Source organism: Fuerstiella marisgermanici (assembly GCF_001983935.1).
Classification (GTDB): Bacteria; Planctomycetota; Planctomycetia; order Planctomycetales; family Planctomycetaceae; genus Fuerstiella; species Fuerstiella marisgermanici.
Window position 1 is genome coordinate 3,367,360 of record NZ_CP017641.1, and the last position, 17,106, is coordinate 3,384,465.

The 17,106-nt window shown below is 54.3% G+C and carries 11 protein-coding genes and 1 pseudogene; 2 read left to right on the forward strand and 10 right to left on the reverse strand.

Annotated features, from left to right (window positions below):
- Positions 1-33: 33 nt before the first annotated feature.
- Positions 34-1,389: a hypothetical protein gene (locus Fuma_RS12710; protein WP_077024471.1), complete on the reverse strand. Its 1,356-nt coding sequence runs from the start codon at positions 1,387-1,389 to the stop codon at positions 34-36.
- On the reverse strand, positions 1,386-1,961 hold the full coding sequence (locus tag Fuma_RS12715; RefSeq protein ID WP_077024472.1) for an RNA polymerase sigma factor: 576 nt from the start codon (positions 1,959-1,961) through the stop codon (positions 1,386-1,388). The genes Fuma_RS12710 and Fuma_RS12715 overlap by 4 nt, the downstream gene beginning before the upstream one ends.
- 359 nt (positions 1,962-2,320) lie before the next feature.
- Here Fuma_RS12715 and Fuma_RS12720 point away from each other — a divergent pair, with 359 nt between their 5' ends.
- A complete protein-coding gene (locus Fuma_RS12720) occupies positions 2,321-3,202 on the forward strand; it encodes a beta-xylosidase family glycoside hydrolase (RefSeq protein ID WP_077024473.1) in 882 nt (293 codons plus the stop codon).
- 84 nt (positions 3,203-3,286) lie between these two features.
- Here the strand turns inward: Fuma_RS12720 and Fuma_RS36835 are convergent, their stop codons facing one another.
- The 3 genes and pseudogenes from Fuma_RS36835 to Fuma_RS12730 form a co-directional block, all read right to left on the reverse strand.
- Positions 3,287-4,267, reverse strand: a complete 981-nt coding sequence (locus Fuma_RS36835) for a PQQ-dependent sugar dehydrogenase (RefSeq protein ID WP_414655207.1) — start codon at positions 4,265-4,267, stop codon at positions 3,287-3,289.
- A 171-nt stretch (positions 4,268-4,438) separates the two neighbouring features.
- A pseudogene (locus Fuma_RS12725) lies at positions 4,439-8,197 on the reverse strand (serine hydrolase); the annotation flags it as partial.
- Positions 8,198-8,276: 79 nt separating this feature from the next.
- Positions 8,277-9,017: a 3-keto-disaccharide hydrolase gene (locus Fuma_RS12730; protein WP_083732004.1), complete on the reverse strand. Its 741-nt coding sequence runs from the start codon at positions 9,015-9,017 to the stop codon at positions 8,277-8,279.
- Positions 9,018-9,276: 259 nt separating this feature from the next.
- Here Fuma_RS12730 and Fuma_RS12735 point away from each other — a divergent pair, with 259 nt between their 5' ends.
- Positions 9,277-10,146 carry a helix-turn-helix transcriptional regulator gene (locus Fuma_RS12735; protein WP_077024476.1) on the forward strand — a complete coding sequence of 290 codons (870 nt, stop codon included), beginning with the start codon at positions 9,277-9,279 and terminating at the stop codon, positions 10,144-10,146.
- A 217-nt stretch (positions 10,147-10,363) separates the two neighbouring features.
- On the opposite strand, the gene Fuma_RS12740 is transcribed toward Fuma_RS12735, so the two are convergent.
- From Fuma_RS12740 to Fuma_RS12760, 5 genes are read right to left on the reverse strand one after another with little or no spacing between them, the layout of a single operon-like run.
- A complete protein-coding gene (locus Fuma_RS12740; RefSeq protein WP_077024477.1) occupies positions 10,364-11,659 on the reverse strand; it encodes a DUF1552 domain-containing protein in 1,296 nt (431 codons plus the stop codon).
- Positions 11,656-12,663 (reverse strand): DUF1588 domain-containing protein, encoded by a 1,008-nt coding sequence (locus Fuma_RS12745; RefSeq protein WP_083732005.1) that lies wholly within the window; start codon positions 12,661-12,663, stop codon positions 11,656-11,658. Before Fuma_RS12745 ends, Fuma_RS12740 begins: the two co-directional genes overlap by 4 nt.
- A complete protein-coding gene (locus tag Fuma_RS12750; RefSeq protein WP_077024479.1) occupies positions 12,591-13,820 on the reverse strand; it encodes an ISL3 family transposase in 1,230 nt (409 codons plus the stop codon). The genes Fuma_RS12745 and Fuma_RS12750 overlap by 73 nt, the downstream gene beginning before the upstream one ends.
- Before the next feature lie 26 nt (positions 13,821-13,846).
- The gene (locus Fuma_RS12755) at positions 13,847-15,565 is read right to left on the reverse strand and encodes a DUF1587 domain-containing protein (protein ID WP_077024480.1); all 1,719 of its coding nucleotides are present in this window, start codon (positions 15,563-15,565) and stop codon (positions 13,847-13,849) included.
- Entirely contained in the window at positions 15,562-17,022 is a 1,461-nt protein-coding gene (locus tag Fuma_RS12760; protein WP_083732006.1) for a DUF1501 domain-containing protein, read from the reverse strand. Before Fuma_RS12760 ends, Fuma_RS12755 begins: the two co-directional genes overlap by 4 nt.
- Positions 17,023-17,106: the final 84 nt, after the last annotated feature.

Consider the following 17,106-nt stretch of genomic DNA (forward strand, 5'->3'; position numbering starts at 1 on the left):
CGGAATCCAGGACGTTGCACTGCGAAGCGGTTTCTATTGTGTTACACCGAAGGGCAGGTCATCTTCCGTGACGGTTCGAACTGCCAGGTCTCCATAGACGGCTCGCCAGGTCTCGCCGATTCGTGTTTGATACCAGCAAACGAGACTGTCTGCCTGGCCGAATTTCACGCCGGAGCCGACGTAGCGAAAACTATCCGGCACGACGTTGTCACTAATGAAGCGTTTCAGTGCAGGTTGATAGATTTGCCGGTAGCGGATCTTGTCAATCACCGCGATCAATGCATTTGCTTCCTTGCTACGAGCGTTCTCATCGGCAGTCCACTCCAGATTCAACTTTTTTTCGTCATAAAGCGCGAATGGAGAATCTGCAAACTGACCATCATGAAAACGCACCGCCGCCTTCAGAAATGCAAGCATTTCCTCTTCAGTCACAGTAGGATGTGCAATGGTTTCAAGTTCAAATCCCTGCGGAACATCCAGGCTGAAATCCGCATTCTGCAACCGTGGTGCAAGGTTGATTTCATGCGTTAAGGCCGCAATTGGTTCAATGCGATACCACGCCTTTCCAGATTTCTGAACCTGGCTTTCAAGTTCCGCCCTGGTAGACGAAGGGTCATTCGGCCCCCAGATGCCGACCAGCTGCTTTGTGTTCCGGTCAAGATACAGTTCGTGTTGACTTGATTTTCCGCGTTCAACATCCTGCGTGACCACGCGAACAACGTTCGCTTTCAGGTTGTCAATTTCGGCCTCACCTCCGAGCGAAATCGACTTAACTCGCGTGCTGTCATTCAGGTTCCTCTTCCTCAACTCGTCACCCACCCATGCAAACGGACCTCGGGGGTCGTGGTGGTGGTCGGAAGTTTTTAGGATCGCCTTCTTCTCTTTCATTAGCAGTTCCAATGTTCGATTCACGCTGTAGTCAGTAATGTGAATGGAAATGACTTCGCCTGCAGAATTCATTCTTGTTTCGCGCAACTGATTCGGATGCCGATACGCCCACTGTTGACGTTCTTTTTTAATCCAACTTTCCTTTCCATCCTTGCTGGAAATGCGGGTGTAAAAGGTGGTTGCCCAACTGATTTCACGAACGCGATCAACACCGGGAATCTCCTCGGCAAACAAAACTGACGACGGGGAATTTCCGCCGTAATTCAGCCAGGTCATAATCCCTGTCATTAACAAAGCGGCTGTTGTTAGTTTCATGATGGTCACTATTGGTCTCCGTCTTGTTGAGGTTTCGTCGCGTGCCAGTGAATGAATTGTGGGCTTGCACTGCAGAGCACGCACTGCTTCCGGGTAGTTGTCACACCACGCATTAAAGTTGGGTTCGGCGGGCGTCCCGAGTTTTGAACGCAGACGCTCTTCCCATTCTCCATCGTGTACGGTCATTTCAATTTCCTCGGCTTTCGAGTTTGAATGGCTGTTTCGGCTGTCTCTTCGTCCGGGGCAAGGATGACAGACAACTTGGCGCGGGCCCTTTGAAGACGGCCGTGAATCGCTTGAGGTGTAAGTTCGAGAACGTTGGCGATTTCGATGTAAGTCAAGCCGCTGAAGTAGTGCAGCAAAACGATCTCTCGAGATGTGCCGTCAATAAGTGCCAGTGCTTCAGCAACATCCTGCTTCAGGCTCGCACCATTGGCGGGTGCCTGACAGTCAGCCAATAGCGACTCATGTGTCGGTTGACCGTTCGCCACCCGGTATGCCGTTCGTCGACAAATTGTCGCCAACCACTGTGGAAACCGATTCTTGTCCTGCAACTTCGCCAGCGATTGGCAGGCGGTTGAAAAAGCCTCCTGCGCGACATCTTCCGCCAGATGGGCGTCCATGACCCGACTTCGTGCGATCCCAACCGCCATTCGATAATGACGTTCGTACAATCGCCCAAAACTGGCCAGGTCTCCCTGCTGAGCAGCTTCAACAAGTTGACTATTAGATAGCTGCGAGATGTGATCGAGCTCCACAAGTGGGCAAACTGTTGCGTGTCATCAAACTAGTGTCATTCCAACGACGAAAATGAGCGCAAGAAAGTGGTCTTTTTGGCACAGTAGCGTCTGATGCACACGAATGTCGGAAAACTGCGGCGCCACACCGTTCTTTGGCAACCCCACCAACAACGATGTGGCGACGAATCGACCAGCCAATCAGCGAACCCATTGATAGCCACCACGGACAGTTCGAAATGAGAAGCCTCTTCATTCTGGTGGCAATTTCAGTATTTGCCATCTCCAGCGAACAATCGAATGCCCAACAGTAACCGACGACAGCCGCAGCGATTAAAGGCGCTCTCTCTGCGACGGATCAAGTTCGACTCGCGAAGTTATTGGAGCAATCAAAGGGCAACTTTGTTATTCCGGCGGGCACGTATGAGTTCGGCGGGACGCTTGAAGTCGATCTCACCAAATTCGGCGCGTTGTCGTTGCGAACTGACGGGCCGGTGACGATCAAGATGAAAGCGGCTGGCCCCGCGATTCGCATCACGGGGAGCCTTATTGGTCGAGCTCACCCCGAACAGATCAAGGAACACACCTGGCTGGAACGCTTGCCGTTGATCGACGGCATTGAAGGGAAAAGTATTCGGGACATCACGGCAACGCATCGGCAAGTTGAACCGATTGTAGATAGCCTCAAAGGCTCGATGCGAAAAGAATGGCGATGGCTGCGTGACAACAGGGACGGATGGAAGCTAACCAACCGAGGTCTGCAGGTGCTGATCGAACCGGGCAACGTGTGGGGCAAGGACAACAATGCGAAGAATGTCCTGCTGCACCCGATTCCCGATGCGTGGCAGGAATCGGCCGACGTCAGCGTCCAACTGGAACAGCACCCGAAGAAGCGCTGGGAACAAACGAATCTGGTTTGGTACTACAGCGATTCGATGGGGGTGAAGATTGGGTTGGAACTGGAACATGGCAAAACTAACATCGTGGTGGGGCACGAATCCGGCGATCGCACTCGCACCATCGCTATCGTCCCCTATCCCGACAAAACGGTACAGCTACGTTTCGTAGTGGAAGGCTTGAAACTTCGCGGTTTCTATCGCAAGCCCGGCGCGACGGACTGGACAGAGCTTGGGACCACCAACCTTCCGGCCGATTCAGCAACGCCTCCACCAAAAGTCAGTCTGCAATTCTACTTGGGCGAAGCGAACTCCAATCGCTGGGCGACCGTCAGCAACTTCAAGATGCTTCAGACCGCTCGTTGATCATATGCGACCGTGGTTGAGCAATTGAACGGGCTTCCACTATGAACGGCGTGAGCATAATGGAACGCCGTTTCCATGAGACACCTATTTACGAGACACCTTTAGCAGCGCTCCGGTGCCGCCTTGAAACTTCTTGTCCACCACCCATGCGTTGCGCAGTAAGACGTACAGGCTGCCGTCTACGCCAAACCGAATGTCCACAGGACGACGAACGCCGGCCAGTAAATCGTGAGATTTCTCAGGTGACTCGGGATCGATGTACTTCACCCATCCCCGAACGAAGTCTGCAAAAAAGTATTTACTGCGATACTGCTCGGGCCAGTTGCTTGAAGAGCTACAAAAGTCACCGCCGTTAATGGAACTCTGCGGATAGATGTGAATTGGACCAGTGATGCCTTCCTGATCAGTCGGGCCGTGGTCGATATCGGGCCAGCCATAGTTCGCTCCGGCAATGCCTCGGTTGATTTCTTCAAACTTACCGCCGACGTCGTTGATGAACATCACACCCGATTCACTGAAGCCGAAGGTAAACGGATTACGGCACCCCATTGCCCAAATGGCTTGATACCTGCCTTGGGTTTTGTTGATGAATGGGTTGTCTTTCGGAATGGAACCATCCGAATTCAGTCGCAGGATTTTTCCCTGAAACGCATCCATCCGTTGCGAGGGCTCTCCGGCCGTTTGTTCGCCAAGGCCCACATACAGCTTTCCGTCCGAGCCAAAGTGAATGCCTCCGCCCTGATGGCCGGCCGGCACTTTGCCACCAAACTTGCTTTGGTCATCGCCGCGAAACAGGATCTCTTCACTTCCAGGGACAGCCACATCGCCGTCCGCGCGGAACCGGCTGATACGATGGTGCGTGTGCGGTTTATCCGTGACATAGACGACGTAGACGTACGGATCAGTCGGGAATTTTGGCGACACTGTTACGCCGATGAGTCCGCGTTCCCAGTTCATTTCGACGGGAACTGTGACGAAGGGTTGCGGTAGCAAGCCACTGATTCCGACCGAGCGGTCATCGCTTGCGGATGCGGCGATCTCAGTACCATCCTTGATGATACGCAGCGTTCCGCCCTGTTCGCATATGAAAATGCGACCGTCCGGTGCGACCTCCATCGCGACAGCACCGGAAAGTCCGGTCGCAATCGTTGTCAACTGGAAACCGTCGGCCAGTTTTAGTGGCCCGGAGACTCCACTGCCCGGCTTGCCGCTGCCTCGGCCCAGTGTTTCAAGATAGGTGACAAGATCGACGAATTCCTGGCGGCTTAGAGACTTCTGCAATCCCGCTGGCATGATCGACGTCTTCGAGACTTTCGTTTCTTCGATGTCTGCTTTGGCGATGCGGATGCGTTTGTTGTTCGAATCCAGCAACGTGATGTGAGTGTTGTCGCTTTCCCGGGCGACACCGCTCGTGGCTTTACCATCGCTGGTGAGCACGGTCGTTGTTTCGTATCCGTAGCCAATTTGTCGTGACGGGTACAGCAGCGCATCGATCAAATGCGGGCGGTCGTATTTGTTCCCGACGCTGGTCAGGTCGGGGCCCACTTGCCCACCTTTTTTGTCAATGCGATGGCAAACGGAACACTTGGTCCGCTGATCAGTGAATAGTTTTGCGCCGGCTGCGGCGTCTCCTTTTTGAGTCAAAGCGAACGACACAAGGTTGGCGGTCTTTACGGAGTCGGCGGCGGCTGTGGCAGCGGAAATCGTGCCGCTGTTCTTTTCCACAAACGGACCGACAGCGGAGTGCTGCGTCGATTCCACAAAGCCAATCGTAAAGCTCTGCGGAACTGTGTTCAGGTGCTTCTGCATACCGGATCTCCCGAACCCAAACACGGTCATCTGTTTATCCATTTGGTAGAAATGATCCGGGTGAGAATCACCTTCCGCATGACTTAGCACCAACATCCGCTCGGAATTCTCATCGCCGAATGCAATCCACTCGGTACCAGCCGTTTCAGTCAGATCGGCGTCATGTTTCTCCGCCATCGGGCGTTTCTTCTTGTCTGCGGCGGTCATCCACCAGTCGGAATCGTCGTACTGTCCGCCGGGCGTGCCTTCGTACAGTACCCAATAGTTATGTCCGTCAGGCTTCTTTGTCATCGTGAAAGTACAGGCGGTCGGTGTAAACGTGTAACGGCCTGCCCATAAGCCGTTGTCCGATTCCGCTGAAATGACAATCCGGTCATGCGCCCTTTGAATGACTTTCGTCACACATGGATCTGTGCCCGAATTGCGAGCATGAAAGTAACTGCCCGCTTCCTTAAACACAGCATTTGGAAAACCTCGGTACTCACCCGCGGCACCGGAACCGCGTTTCGAATGAAAACTGAGCCAGTCCTTGCCATCGCGATCAATCATGCTGGCCAGGCCAGCTCCAACCTTATCCAGGTAGTACGTCGCGGCTGGTGTTTTGATGCGGTAGCAATTCAGCGAATGGAGTTCAACATCGTCGATTGAGAGTTGCTCGGCAGGTTCCACGGAATTTTGCTCACCAGCCGTGGCAACGGCCTGGCTGCGATATCTGATCATCAACGCAGGTCCAGGCAGCATGACCTCAATACCGTGATGCGTGGTGTCGGATCGCAAAACGATCTTGTTCTTTCCGCGACGCAATAGCTTTGGATCAACGGCGATACGCGAGTAAACTGTTTTGTGGTCGCTGCCCTCTGCGACCGGGAAGTGTTTCCCATTCAATGTAAAGTACTCACTAACTTCCCCAGCGCCGCCAGTCCAGGTGACAACATTCAGTTCGGCGGACGTGATTTCACTCGGATCAACATCAATGTCGATAGTGCATTCCTTTGCCTGGTTGTCCCGCGACCAAAACGGATGCGGAAGGTCGTCAGAAGTAAAAAGACGAACCTTCTCGTTATCACGTGGCTCAATGGAGAAGCTGCCGCTCGTCGGCGTGCGATATCGAAGATTGGCAGCATCCTTAAGTTCAACGATTGCACAAAAAGTGACTCGGTTTTGTGCAGGCAGCATGGCTGTTGAGAAAGTCGTCGACCAACCGTCACCGTTTTGAATCATCCGGTGCTGGTTGGAGGACACCAGGTTGCTCTGCCAGTCGGTGCGCCATCCGTCACCATCTGCATCGTAGCCAAAATACCGGGCCTCATATTTCACATTGGCGATATGATCGCGGAACGATTCGGCAACATCCAAATGCAATGCAAAACCTTCGCCGTCACCATCCAACGGAATCACGCGAAGGCGTGCATCAAAGTCGCCCAGACCCGCCTCGACTAACTGTTTATCATCTTTTGGCAGCCCAATTCGCAATGTCGCCCGATCAACGATGTAGTGGCCCCAGAACGTGTCGCCGGTGTCGCATGCGAACTGCAGAGAGTTATAACCGTTCACCAGATCCATAGGGCGGAGATTGAACGACGGATACTGATGTGTGCAATTGTGCTTTGCCGATCCAACTTCAGGAAACAGATACGTGCTGCGGCCGTTCACAGTGACTCGCTTATTTTCCGTCCCGGGATGCCCACCCCAGATCTCCAAATCCAGATCCGCTCGCCGAATCTTTCGCAGATCTTCTTCGATTTTGATGCGAGCCATTCCGCTTGATCGAGGTTCATTGCGCGACGCAAACCTGGGGTGCGTCGAGACTTCAGCACCGTTTACTCGCAGCTGTCGGTTATTGAAGCTCGGATTGGCGTGTTCGTTACCAGCCTGGTACCGATACAGACGCTCAAAACCTGATTCATCAATCGCCTCGTACACCAATTTTCGAAAGCCATCACGGATTGTGAGATGATCATTGGGGAACAGTTGTGTCATCAGGACGCCGACAAGTTCTTCCTGCGGATCGACCCAGAAGTACGTATTGAAAATGCCGCCCCAGGAAAAACTACCGGCGGACATTTCGTCTGTGCCTGCGCCACGATCAGTGACGATACCAAACCCGAATCCGAATCCGTCGCCGTGCCCGGGAAGGTAAATCTTCATCTCCCCGATCTGGTTTTGAGTCATCATCGCAACCGTTTCGCGCTTGAGTACTCGAACGCCGTCGAGTTCTCCACCTCGCAATAGCATATGCAGGAAACGCATGTAGTCGGACGCTGTGGAAACTAATCCCCCCCCGCCGGAATAGAATCGGCCAGGCAGGATGCAGTAGTCGGCAGAGAATCTGAAAAAGCCAGATCGCACCGGTTCTGAGCCAACAGGCTGCAACATTTTGTCCTCGCCAGTGGTGAACAGTCCAGCCACCCGAGACTGCTTGTCCGCCGGGACATAAAAATACGTATCACGCATTTTCAATGGACGAAAGAACCGCTCGCGGAAGAACTGATCCAGCGTGAGGCCCGATACGACTTCGACGACGCGGCCCAGCACGTCGGTGGACACGCCGTAGTCCCACGCCGTTCCGGGATGGAATTTGAGTGGCACTTTCGCAATTCGCTGGACTCGATCTCCCATCGTTTCCGACGTTGGTTCAAACAAGTTGGGAATCTCGTGTTGCTCATAGATGGCGTCCAGATTCTTTGGACCGAACCAGCCGTAGGTCAGCCCCGAACGATGCGTTAGCAAGTCATGAATCGTAGGTACCGATACTTGTGAACGATCCTCAACCGTGGTTGCGGCATCAACGTCTTGCAATAATCGCGGAGTTGAGAACTCAGGCAAGTATTTAGGGAGCGGATCGTCCAGTGAGAGTTCACCGTCTTCGATCAGACTCATAACCGCCGCGCTCGTGATTGCCTTTGTCATTGAGGCGATCCGGAACAGCGAATCCGTTTGCAACGGCTTATCGGAAGCCAGATCACTCTGGCCGACGGCCTGCAGGTAGGCAACTCGACCATGTCGAGAAACCGCCGCAACGGCACCGGCAACCCGACCATCGTCGACTTCACGCTGCAGGTAGGCCGTAATGCTCTGCAACTTCTCAGACGACAGGCCAATTTCCCCCGGCGGAGACATTGGTGACTGGGCGACGGCAGCCGCAGGAAGCAAAGCGAGCGATGCAAGAACAATAAGACGAGACATATCTGCTTCTTTAAGGACGTAAGGCTTGCCGTCGAAACATTCAAATCAACGAACCATCAGGTGATAATCGATAGACCCGCTACTTCAACTCCCGAATCCGTATGTTCTTCATTTCAATTTTCAATGGCGGCCCAGCGTGCAACTGCCATGCAATCAACCCGGACTTTTTTGCGTTCTGTTCGTCTTCATCAATGCCGACGGACATCACGTGCCCGTTGATGATGTGCATGGAGACGTTTCCTTTCGCGATCACAATGTAGTCGTTCCAGTCATCACGACGGATATGCTTTTCAAGAGCTTCGTTTGAGCCAACGGTCGCAATTTTTTCGATGTGTGGGTTCTTTGAATTCTCTTTGTTGGTGCGAACGACCACGACGTCGCCTCGCTGGCCCAAAAACATCCGGCCGTTTTCTTCAAAGAACATGCCAGAGAACCTGTCTTTGCCGTCATGTATCTTGTCTTCAAAGTCTGCCTGCAATCCTTTGACCACCCACTTACTCACCAACTGGCTGCGGTATTGCACTCCAGAATTTCCGCCGTTCACGCGATACGAAAACCGCAGCTCGAAGTCGCCGTACTCCTTTTTTGCCATCACAAGAAACGTGTTCTTCTTGGTTGTGACGTCTTTGGTTGTCTGGCCGATGAGCACGCCGTTTTCTGCTCGCCAGAATCGACTATCGCCTTCCCACCCATCAAGCGTCGTCCCGTCGAAGAGCGGCGTGAATTCGACAGCGTCTGAATTACTCTGCGGCTTGCCGTCCTCAGCAAAAGAAACACTGCACGTGCAACAAACTGCTAACAAAGAAAGACAGATTCTCATCGTCAACCACTCCCAATCAGTGTCTCACAACAGCAGGCGATCTTAGTCGAGATCGTCTGCAACTTAGGAATACGCCACCGAGGTCAATGATAGCCACCTGGTACAATACATCCGGGCAGTACGTTGCAGCTTTTGGGCATCCGGTGACCTGCAGGGATAAACGCAGCGCGATTTGCGGAGAGATCGGGTAAAATTGTCATTGCACTCGGCTTATCGAGCGCGACCAGACATTCCGTTCAATTGAACAATACTGCTCATCATGAAGAACATCCCGCAGCCCTTCGCATCACCTCAACGCGCTGACGAATCGATCCGAGTGATTGCGATCGATGAAAGCTATGCGGGCTGCTCGTGGCATTTTCACCCAGAGCTACAGCTTTGCCATGTGGAAGCCGGACGAGGCCAAAGATTGATCGGTGATCGGCTGTGCGAAATTGAGCATGGTGAAGTTATTTTGCTTGGCTCCAACTTGCCCCATGTCTGGCGATACGAATCGTGTGCTGCTGGTCACATCAAAGCCAACGTGGTTCACTTTGATGCTGCGGTACTTGGGAGCGACTGGCTGGACCGTCCCGAGCTATGCGATGTCCGATTGCTGCTGACAAGAGCTTCGCAGGGCCTGCAAGCCGAAGGTGAACTCAAATATCAACTGGCACAGCGGATCGCGCAGCTTGCGACGATGAAGGGCTTGCCCCGCATTATTAGTCTGCTGGAACTTTTGCACATGATGGCTGAGTCACGCGACCTGAAAACAATCTGCAGTACAGGCTACCAACCAGTCGCTGCGCAGCTTGACGTTGCACGGCTTCGCCGCGCCTGCGACTTCATTAATGATCACGTAAACGAAGAACTCACACGCGATGCGGCCGCCGAAGTCGTTCACATGAGCGGTAGTGGCTTCAGCCGATTTTTTAAGTCGCACACCGGTATGTCATTTCAAGAATTCGTTGCCGACGTTCGCATCAGCCGTGCTTGCCAGTTATTGGTGACCAGCGAAATGAGCATTACGGAAATCGCCTTTGCATGTGGCTTTAACGAATTGACAACCTTCAACCGCACATTCAGGAAGTATCGCGACACGACGCCGTCAAAGTATCGGTCGATGGTCAATGCCGTCCAGCACAAATAGATTGCTGTGAATTTTCACGAATAGCCCACAAGCGCTTCGAAGAAGGTCAGGTAAAACGGAGTCGCTGAAATTTGCCGGTGTGATGGAGAATTGCGTCAACGCCAAGGTGTGTCTTGACACCTCGCGCGAGATGTCAATCACATGGTGCAACGGCCTTTCCGGGCAATAGATGTTTGGTGTTCTGCGATTTCAGCTGAGTCCCGTCCGACCAGCAACGTTAAACGCGTTCGAGTTCGGACATGCTTCCTGAACTGCTACTGAAGGCGTCGGTTTCGATGCCCATTTGCTGCAACATCGTTACGAAGAGGTTGCACAGAGGTTTATTGCGGTCGTGTCTGAAGGCGAGGTGCTGACCATGTTTGAAACCGCCGCCGGCGAGCAGGATTGGAAGGTTGGTGTTGTCGTGCGTATTTGCATCGCCCATGTTACTTCCGAATAACACCATGGTACGGTCGAGTAGTCGATCCGTTCCGTCTTTCGTTTCTGCTAGTTGGCCCAACAGTTTGCCAAGCAAAGCCATCTGCTGACGGTCGGCGTCTTCGAGTTGCTGAACTTTGTTGTCAGCCTGCCCGTGATGACTGAGATTGTGGTAGCCATCGGTTGTGCTTTGATCGGAATGCAGCTTGAAGACGGGAGTCGCAAACGCGTCGACCATCAATGTGACAATGCGCGTCGAATCCGATTCCAGCGCCAACCTCGCCATTGACAGCATCAGGTCAAACTTTTCGAAGAACAGTTTGTTGTCGCGAATGTCGTCGGGTACCGGTTGATCAGTCTTTGGCTTGGGACGCAGTTCCCACTGGCGAGCCGAATGCAGGCGTTCTTCCATCTCCCGAACGGACGTCAGGTACTGATCGAGTCTTGATTGATCATCGCGGCTGATCTTGCGACGAAACTGCCGAGTATCATCCAGGAGTGTGTCGAGAATACTTCCGCGTTCGCCCAGGTGATGCAGTTGTCGCTGAACCGCAGCCGCGTCACCCTGAACGAACATCTTTCGAAACAACGCCGACGCACGATCTTCAGCCGGCAACAAAACACCATCGCGTGTCCACGACAGGCTGCGATTGGCTTTGTCGATGTTCACGCCAAGATTCAGTGTCGGGAAGCGAGTTACCGGACCCAGTTGCTCAGCCGCGAACTGATCGAGCGAAATTGTGTTGCGGAAGCCGCTCTTGGTCGGACCGCGGGCCGCTGTCAGAAAACAGTTTTCCGTACTGTGCCCGCCATCGACGTCGGGATGCGAGAGACCGCTGAGGACGGTGAAGGCGTTCCGAAATGTCGACAGTTCAGCAAGGTAAGGGGAAAGCTGATAATCGCGTCCGGTATCCTCGGGGAAGAACGGTTTTGGCAACACACCAAGATTATTCGAAATCAGCAGCATCCGCCGTGGCGGATTGGTTTCCGGTTCATTGCCACAGGCCGACCGCAAACTACTTAGCAGCGGCAGCGCAAGCGTAACTCCGGCACCGCGAAGCAATCGACGGCGATTAAGTTGTTGGGGACGTATCATGGATTGTCTTGCGTTCCAAGGAAGATCGAACTTCGTACTAGCGCGTGAAGCAAGTCCCTTGTGCGATAGCGATTCCCTTCGCACTGATCGAGAATTGATTCGATCACTTTGCGATCTGCAAATCGCACCGGCGTTCCGGTTGCATAAACAGTGAACTGATGCAAAAGGTTCCGCGCCAGTGGGCGTGGATCGACCGCAAGAATAGCCTTCAATTCGTGGATGTTTTGAAATCTGCGTCCGTCCAGCAACTGGCCGCTGGCATCGACGGCTTCGGAACGCGCGTAGGCGAAGTCGTGACCGGCGCGGTCGATTCCCGTGACCCGCTCTCCAGCTTCAAGGCTTCGATAATGCGTTCGCCAGCCGCCGAGGATATCAAAGTTTTCCAAAGCCAGTGCAACCGGATCGAACCTCGCATGGCATCCGGCGCAGGATACTGAATTCGTGTGCAAGGCCAGCAGTTCGCGAATCGTTTTTGCACCACGGATGTCAGGTTCGACGGCGGGAACGCTGGCCGGTGGAGGAGGCGGCGCCTGGCCGAGCAGCCGTTCCATGATCCACGCACCACGGATGACGGGCGACGTTGAAGTTCCGTTGGAAGTGACCTTTAGAATTGCCGCCTGCGTTAACAGTCCGCAATAAGGGCTGTCTTCGGGCAAAGTGACTTTCTGCAGTTCGGAACCTGAGACTCGTTCCAGGCCGTAATGTCGCGTCAGTCGATCATTCACGTAGGCAAAGTCCGCATCGACGAACACGCTGGCCGGCAGGTTGTCACGAATCATCGCATTGAAGAATGTGCGAGTTTCGCGTTCTGCGGATTCAATCAGGTAGTCATCGAAGCGATATTCAGGATGCAGCCGAATGTCTGGTTCATCGCGACGGATATGTCTTAGGTTGAGCCAGTAGTCGGTGAAGTTTTGAGGTCCATCCGGGATTATTGTGGGTAGAGGTCGAGTCCTCCGCAGTAGAAGAGGATGGCGGTTTTGAAGTTGTCGCGGTTTCGGTATCCGCCGACTCTTCGTTTGATGGCCATGATTTTGCTGTTCATTCCTTCGGCGACGGCGTTTGTGATTCCGTGAGTGCAGTAGCTCACCACATTGGCTAAGCGTTCTTTGATCGTGCGAGCGACTTTCTTCATTGGCTCCAGCTTTGTGTGGATGACTCGCTTGTACCAGTCATTGAAGAACGTCGTGGCCTCTGCCGGAGTGTCATGAACCCAGAGGTCTCGCAGCATCTCCTTGTAGGCCCACGCTTTGCCCGTGAGTAACTCTGCCTTCCATGCGGCATCAAAGCGTTCCTGCTGTTTTTCGCTGAGATTCTCCTGGCCTGAAAGCCACAGATACCGAGTTCCCGTCAATCGATCATCGCCTTCGGCGCGAAGCTTCTTCTGCTCCGACCGACGGACCTTGTCGACGGCTTCGGTTGCCAGCTTCATGATGTGAAAGCGGTCGTGCACAATCTTCTGTTCGGCCAATGCAATGTTGCCTTTGGTGCTCTTGACGTATGCGGCACTCATGTCCATCGCAACCGCCTCCACAGACTGCTTTTCACTGTCGGAAAGCTGATCGAAACAGGCATCAGCGGCTGCCGTGTCATGACCATCGGAAATCGCTTCGACAGTGCTCTTGTCCAAGTCATAGATCAGCGTGACGTAGTTGTGTCGTTTTCGAAAGGCTTTCTCGTCGATGCCGATTCGAGGGAGGTTCTTCGATTGTTTGCGATCCTTCCCGCGAGCCACCGCCTTCTGCAGAATGTGCCACGATTCATCCCATGAGATCCCCAGAATGCTGCACGCCCCTTTCACGGTTTGTGTGGCCAGAAGAACGTCGATGGCGAAGCGTTCAAAGAACAATGAGAAGCGGCTGTTCTTTTCCGCCCAGGGAAGCCTGATCTGTTTGACGCCATGATCCGGGCACTTCACGCGAGGCGTGCGGGCATGAAGGATGGTCGCAAATTGCATCGTGTCCAGATGCCGCCATTTGCGAGACTTCGTGTGGTCATAGCACGGCAGCTGCCTGTCGCAATCCGGACAGCAAAAAGTTTCGCCCTCGCCATGTTCGACGAAAACGTCGACCTGTTGAGCTTCCATATCCAGCTGAACGTCCGCCACAAACCACGGCGCCGTCAGTCCCAAAATCTGTTCGTAAAAGTCTGTTCCCTGCATCCCGCGAAAACTAACGAATTAACGCCTCACCCACAAAGAACCCGGATGGACCAGTTTTGAACGAAGCTCGCGAAGCCTGGGCTTGCGATGAGCCGATCAGTTTCGCTTTGTAGCGTTTCGACATCGAGGAGTTTTCCGGCGGCTGCCAACTCCATTAACGCGGTGTCGGGGCGAGTATTGGTGAGAAAATGGGACAGGCGCGAGGCGATGGCATAGTGGTCGACGCCTAGATCGTATGGCGGCCTTTCCAGGCCGTCTGTGTTTGTATTGGAATCATTGACGGCGTGGTAAGGCCGTCCTACTGGCTTTCGTAGATACAGGAAATGGCTGGAACATAGAAAGGCCTTGTACCCGGCAAGCATTGCTTCGGAGAACGGGCTTCCCTGGTTAAGCCGCGTGAGGATAAGGTTTTCGAATCGAAGGATTGCGTCTTCCGGGATTGGTCGGCGTGCAGCGAGCCCGATGAAGCGGCGCAGTAGTCGGCTCGAATCTTCGACCGGATTCGTCGATTCGACGCCCACTCCCATTTCATCAAACAGCACGCGGTGCGATTCCGGAGGCCAGGTCTCGGGAGCAAGCGGGCCTTCCACTTCCAGCCACTGAAATGCAACACCCGGCTGACCGCCTTCTGGAAACGGCGGGTATCGATACGTCGGTGGTCCCCCATTGACATTGCGAGCCAATGGAACGGGTAAACCGAGCAGGCTGTATTCGAACGTCTCTGTTGGCAGTAGTTGGACGGTCGTTTCGAACACTTGCGGCTCCGGCTGAATGTCCATGATGCCGCCGGTGGCTCGAACATCCCCTGAGATATCCGGCCCAGACGGCTTCCGCGCGCGAAACGTCATCGGCACCGGTTCTGTCGCTGGCTTGAGCTGATAGCCTTCTATCTGCAAAACCGCTCGCGCTGAAAACCGCACGCGATAGTCGTAAAGCTGCTGCCGTCCTGCATCAATTTTGGCGACGAAGCCGCGCGGATAACCGTAGTACGGCCAGTGGGCGGACCGAAACAGCGCGAGTTCCAGTGCCGGATCGTCCCCGAGCGTCTTGAGGTCTTTCGTTTCTACTGCCTTGTTGTCCTTCGCGAAGAACATCGCCTCCCGTTCGCCGTATGTGGTTGTTGCGGAGAACAACTGCGTGCCGACGGCTCGGTACTTCGTGACCGACTGAGGCTTCGGGCCATTCGCCATCGCCTGTCGCAGCGCTGCGTCCGCTGCATCAAGATACGCTGCCAGTTGCACTCGGGACATGTCGAGCGTTGATGCAGTTTTGTTGAAATGATGGCCTTCGCGATCTTCGGGAAGCATGTCCCGAATATCCAGCTGTGGCAGTTTCAGAACGTCGCGCAGATTCTGTTGATACTCATCACGATTGAGTCGCCGCATCGGGCCGCGACCGTTTGCCACGACGTCGGCTCGATCTGCTTTCCCGATCGCATCACTCAACGTCTTCACCAGAGATCGGCGCTCGTCGACGGCTAGAGAATTCGCATCGGGCGGCATTTCGCCGGCTTTGACGCGATCATGAACGCGAATCCAACGGTCACGCACCGAACGGTCATTCAGGTCAAAAACCAACGCCGTCAGATCAAGCCCACCTTCTGCCGAAGAACTGCCATGACAGTCGAAACATACGCTTTCAATCAGCGTGCTCAACGGTTTCGGTACGTCCCCAGCATGCAGAGACGGGGCTCCGAGACAGCCCATCAATAGCAACACGACGTAGCGGAGTGGGGTGCCTTTCATGCCAAAATTTCCCCGATCACATGTCCGTGTACATCGGTCAGACGGCGTTGGATTCCATTTTGGTAGTAGGTCAGGCGAGTGTGATCGATGCCGAGCAGATGCAGAGCGGTGGCGTGCAAGTCGTAGCAATACACGGGTGATTCGACGGCTTTGAATCCGAGGTCGTCAGTCGCTCCATACTCTGCGCCGCCGCGAATCCCTCCGCCGGCAAGCCATGCGGTGAATGCGCCGGCGTTGTGATCGCGTCCTTTGCCCTCTTTCCCTTGAGCTCCCGGTTGCCGACCAAACTCCGTCGTGCAAATCACCAGCGTGTCGTCGAGCATTCCATGCTGCTTCAAATCTTTCAACAGCGCTGATGCTCCACTGTCCAGCACTTCCCCCCAGTAGCCGTGGTCTCGCACGACATCTTCGTGACTATCCCAGTTCGGACGAATCTTCTTCGCCGTTGTGTTCTCGGCACCACAGTAGATTTGTACAAACCGAACTCCGCGCTGCACAAGACGGCGTGCCAACAGACATTGCAAGCCGAACGGTCCTGTCTCGGGATGTTCCACATCGTAGAGCTTCCGAATCGATTCGCTTTCGCGAGTCACGTCAATGACTTCAGGAGCACTCAACTGCAGCCGAGCCGCCATTTCATACGCTTTGATGCGAGCTTCAAGTTCGCTGTTGGTTTGGCGTGATTCCTGATGCAGGCGATTGAGTTTCTGTAAGAACTGAAGTTGATCGTGGTCGACTCGTCGATCGCTTCCTGCGAACTCAGTGGGCGGAAACAAATCGGCAATGGGTTGCTGCGGATTCGATGTGTCGAGCGTTGTGGCTTGATGTTCGGCTGGCAGAAATCCGGCCCCCCAATTGATGATGCCGCCCGGTGGCAAGCCACGAGGATCGGGCAGCACGACGAACGCTGGCAGGTCATCCGCTTCGCTGCCCAGTCCGTACGTTACCCAGGAACCCATGCTGGGGAAGCCGGGCAATGTGAACCCTGTGTTCATCATAAAGCAGGCCGGCCCGTGCAGAGCCGTCTTGCTGTGCATCGAATACACAAACGCCATGTCATCGACACAAGTGGATAGCTTCGGGAAGAGGTCGCTCATCCAGCGTCCCGATTCGCCGTGCTGGCGGAATTTCCAATGACTGGGCTGGCAGTTGCCTGGTTTCGAAGCGAAGAATTGCAGCTTGCCATCCGGATCAAACGGCTTGCCGGCACGCTTCTCCAGCTCCGGCTTGTAGTCGAACGTGTCGACCTGGCTCATGCCACCGGGACAGAAAATCTGAATCACGCGTTTCGCTTTGGCAGCATGATGCGGCGCGCTATCGGATTCGCTCGCCAGCAACGAAGTCAACGCCAATCCACCAAACCCGCCGGCCGCTGACTGCAGGAACGCGCGGCGCGAATGGTCTTTGTACACGGGAAGTCGGCCATGAATTGATTGCTTAGATGGTTGGGATTTCATGGCAGGCTTCTTCTTTCGTAGGATGGCTCTTCCGAGCCGTCTCAGCATCGTGACGGCCCGGGAGGGCCGTCCTACGTTGGCTCA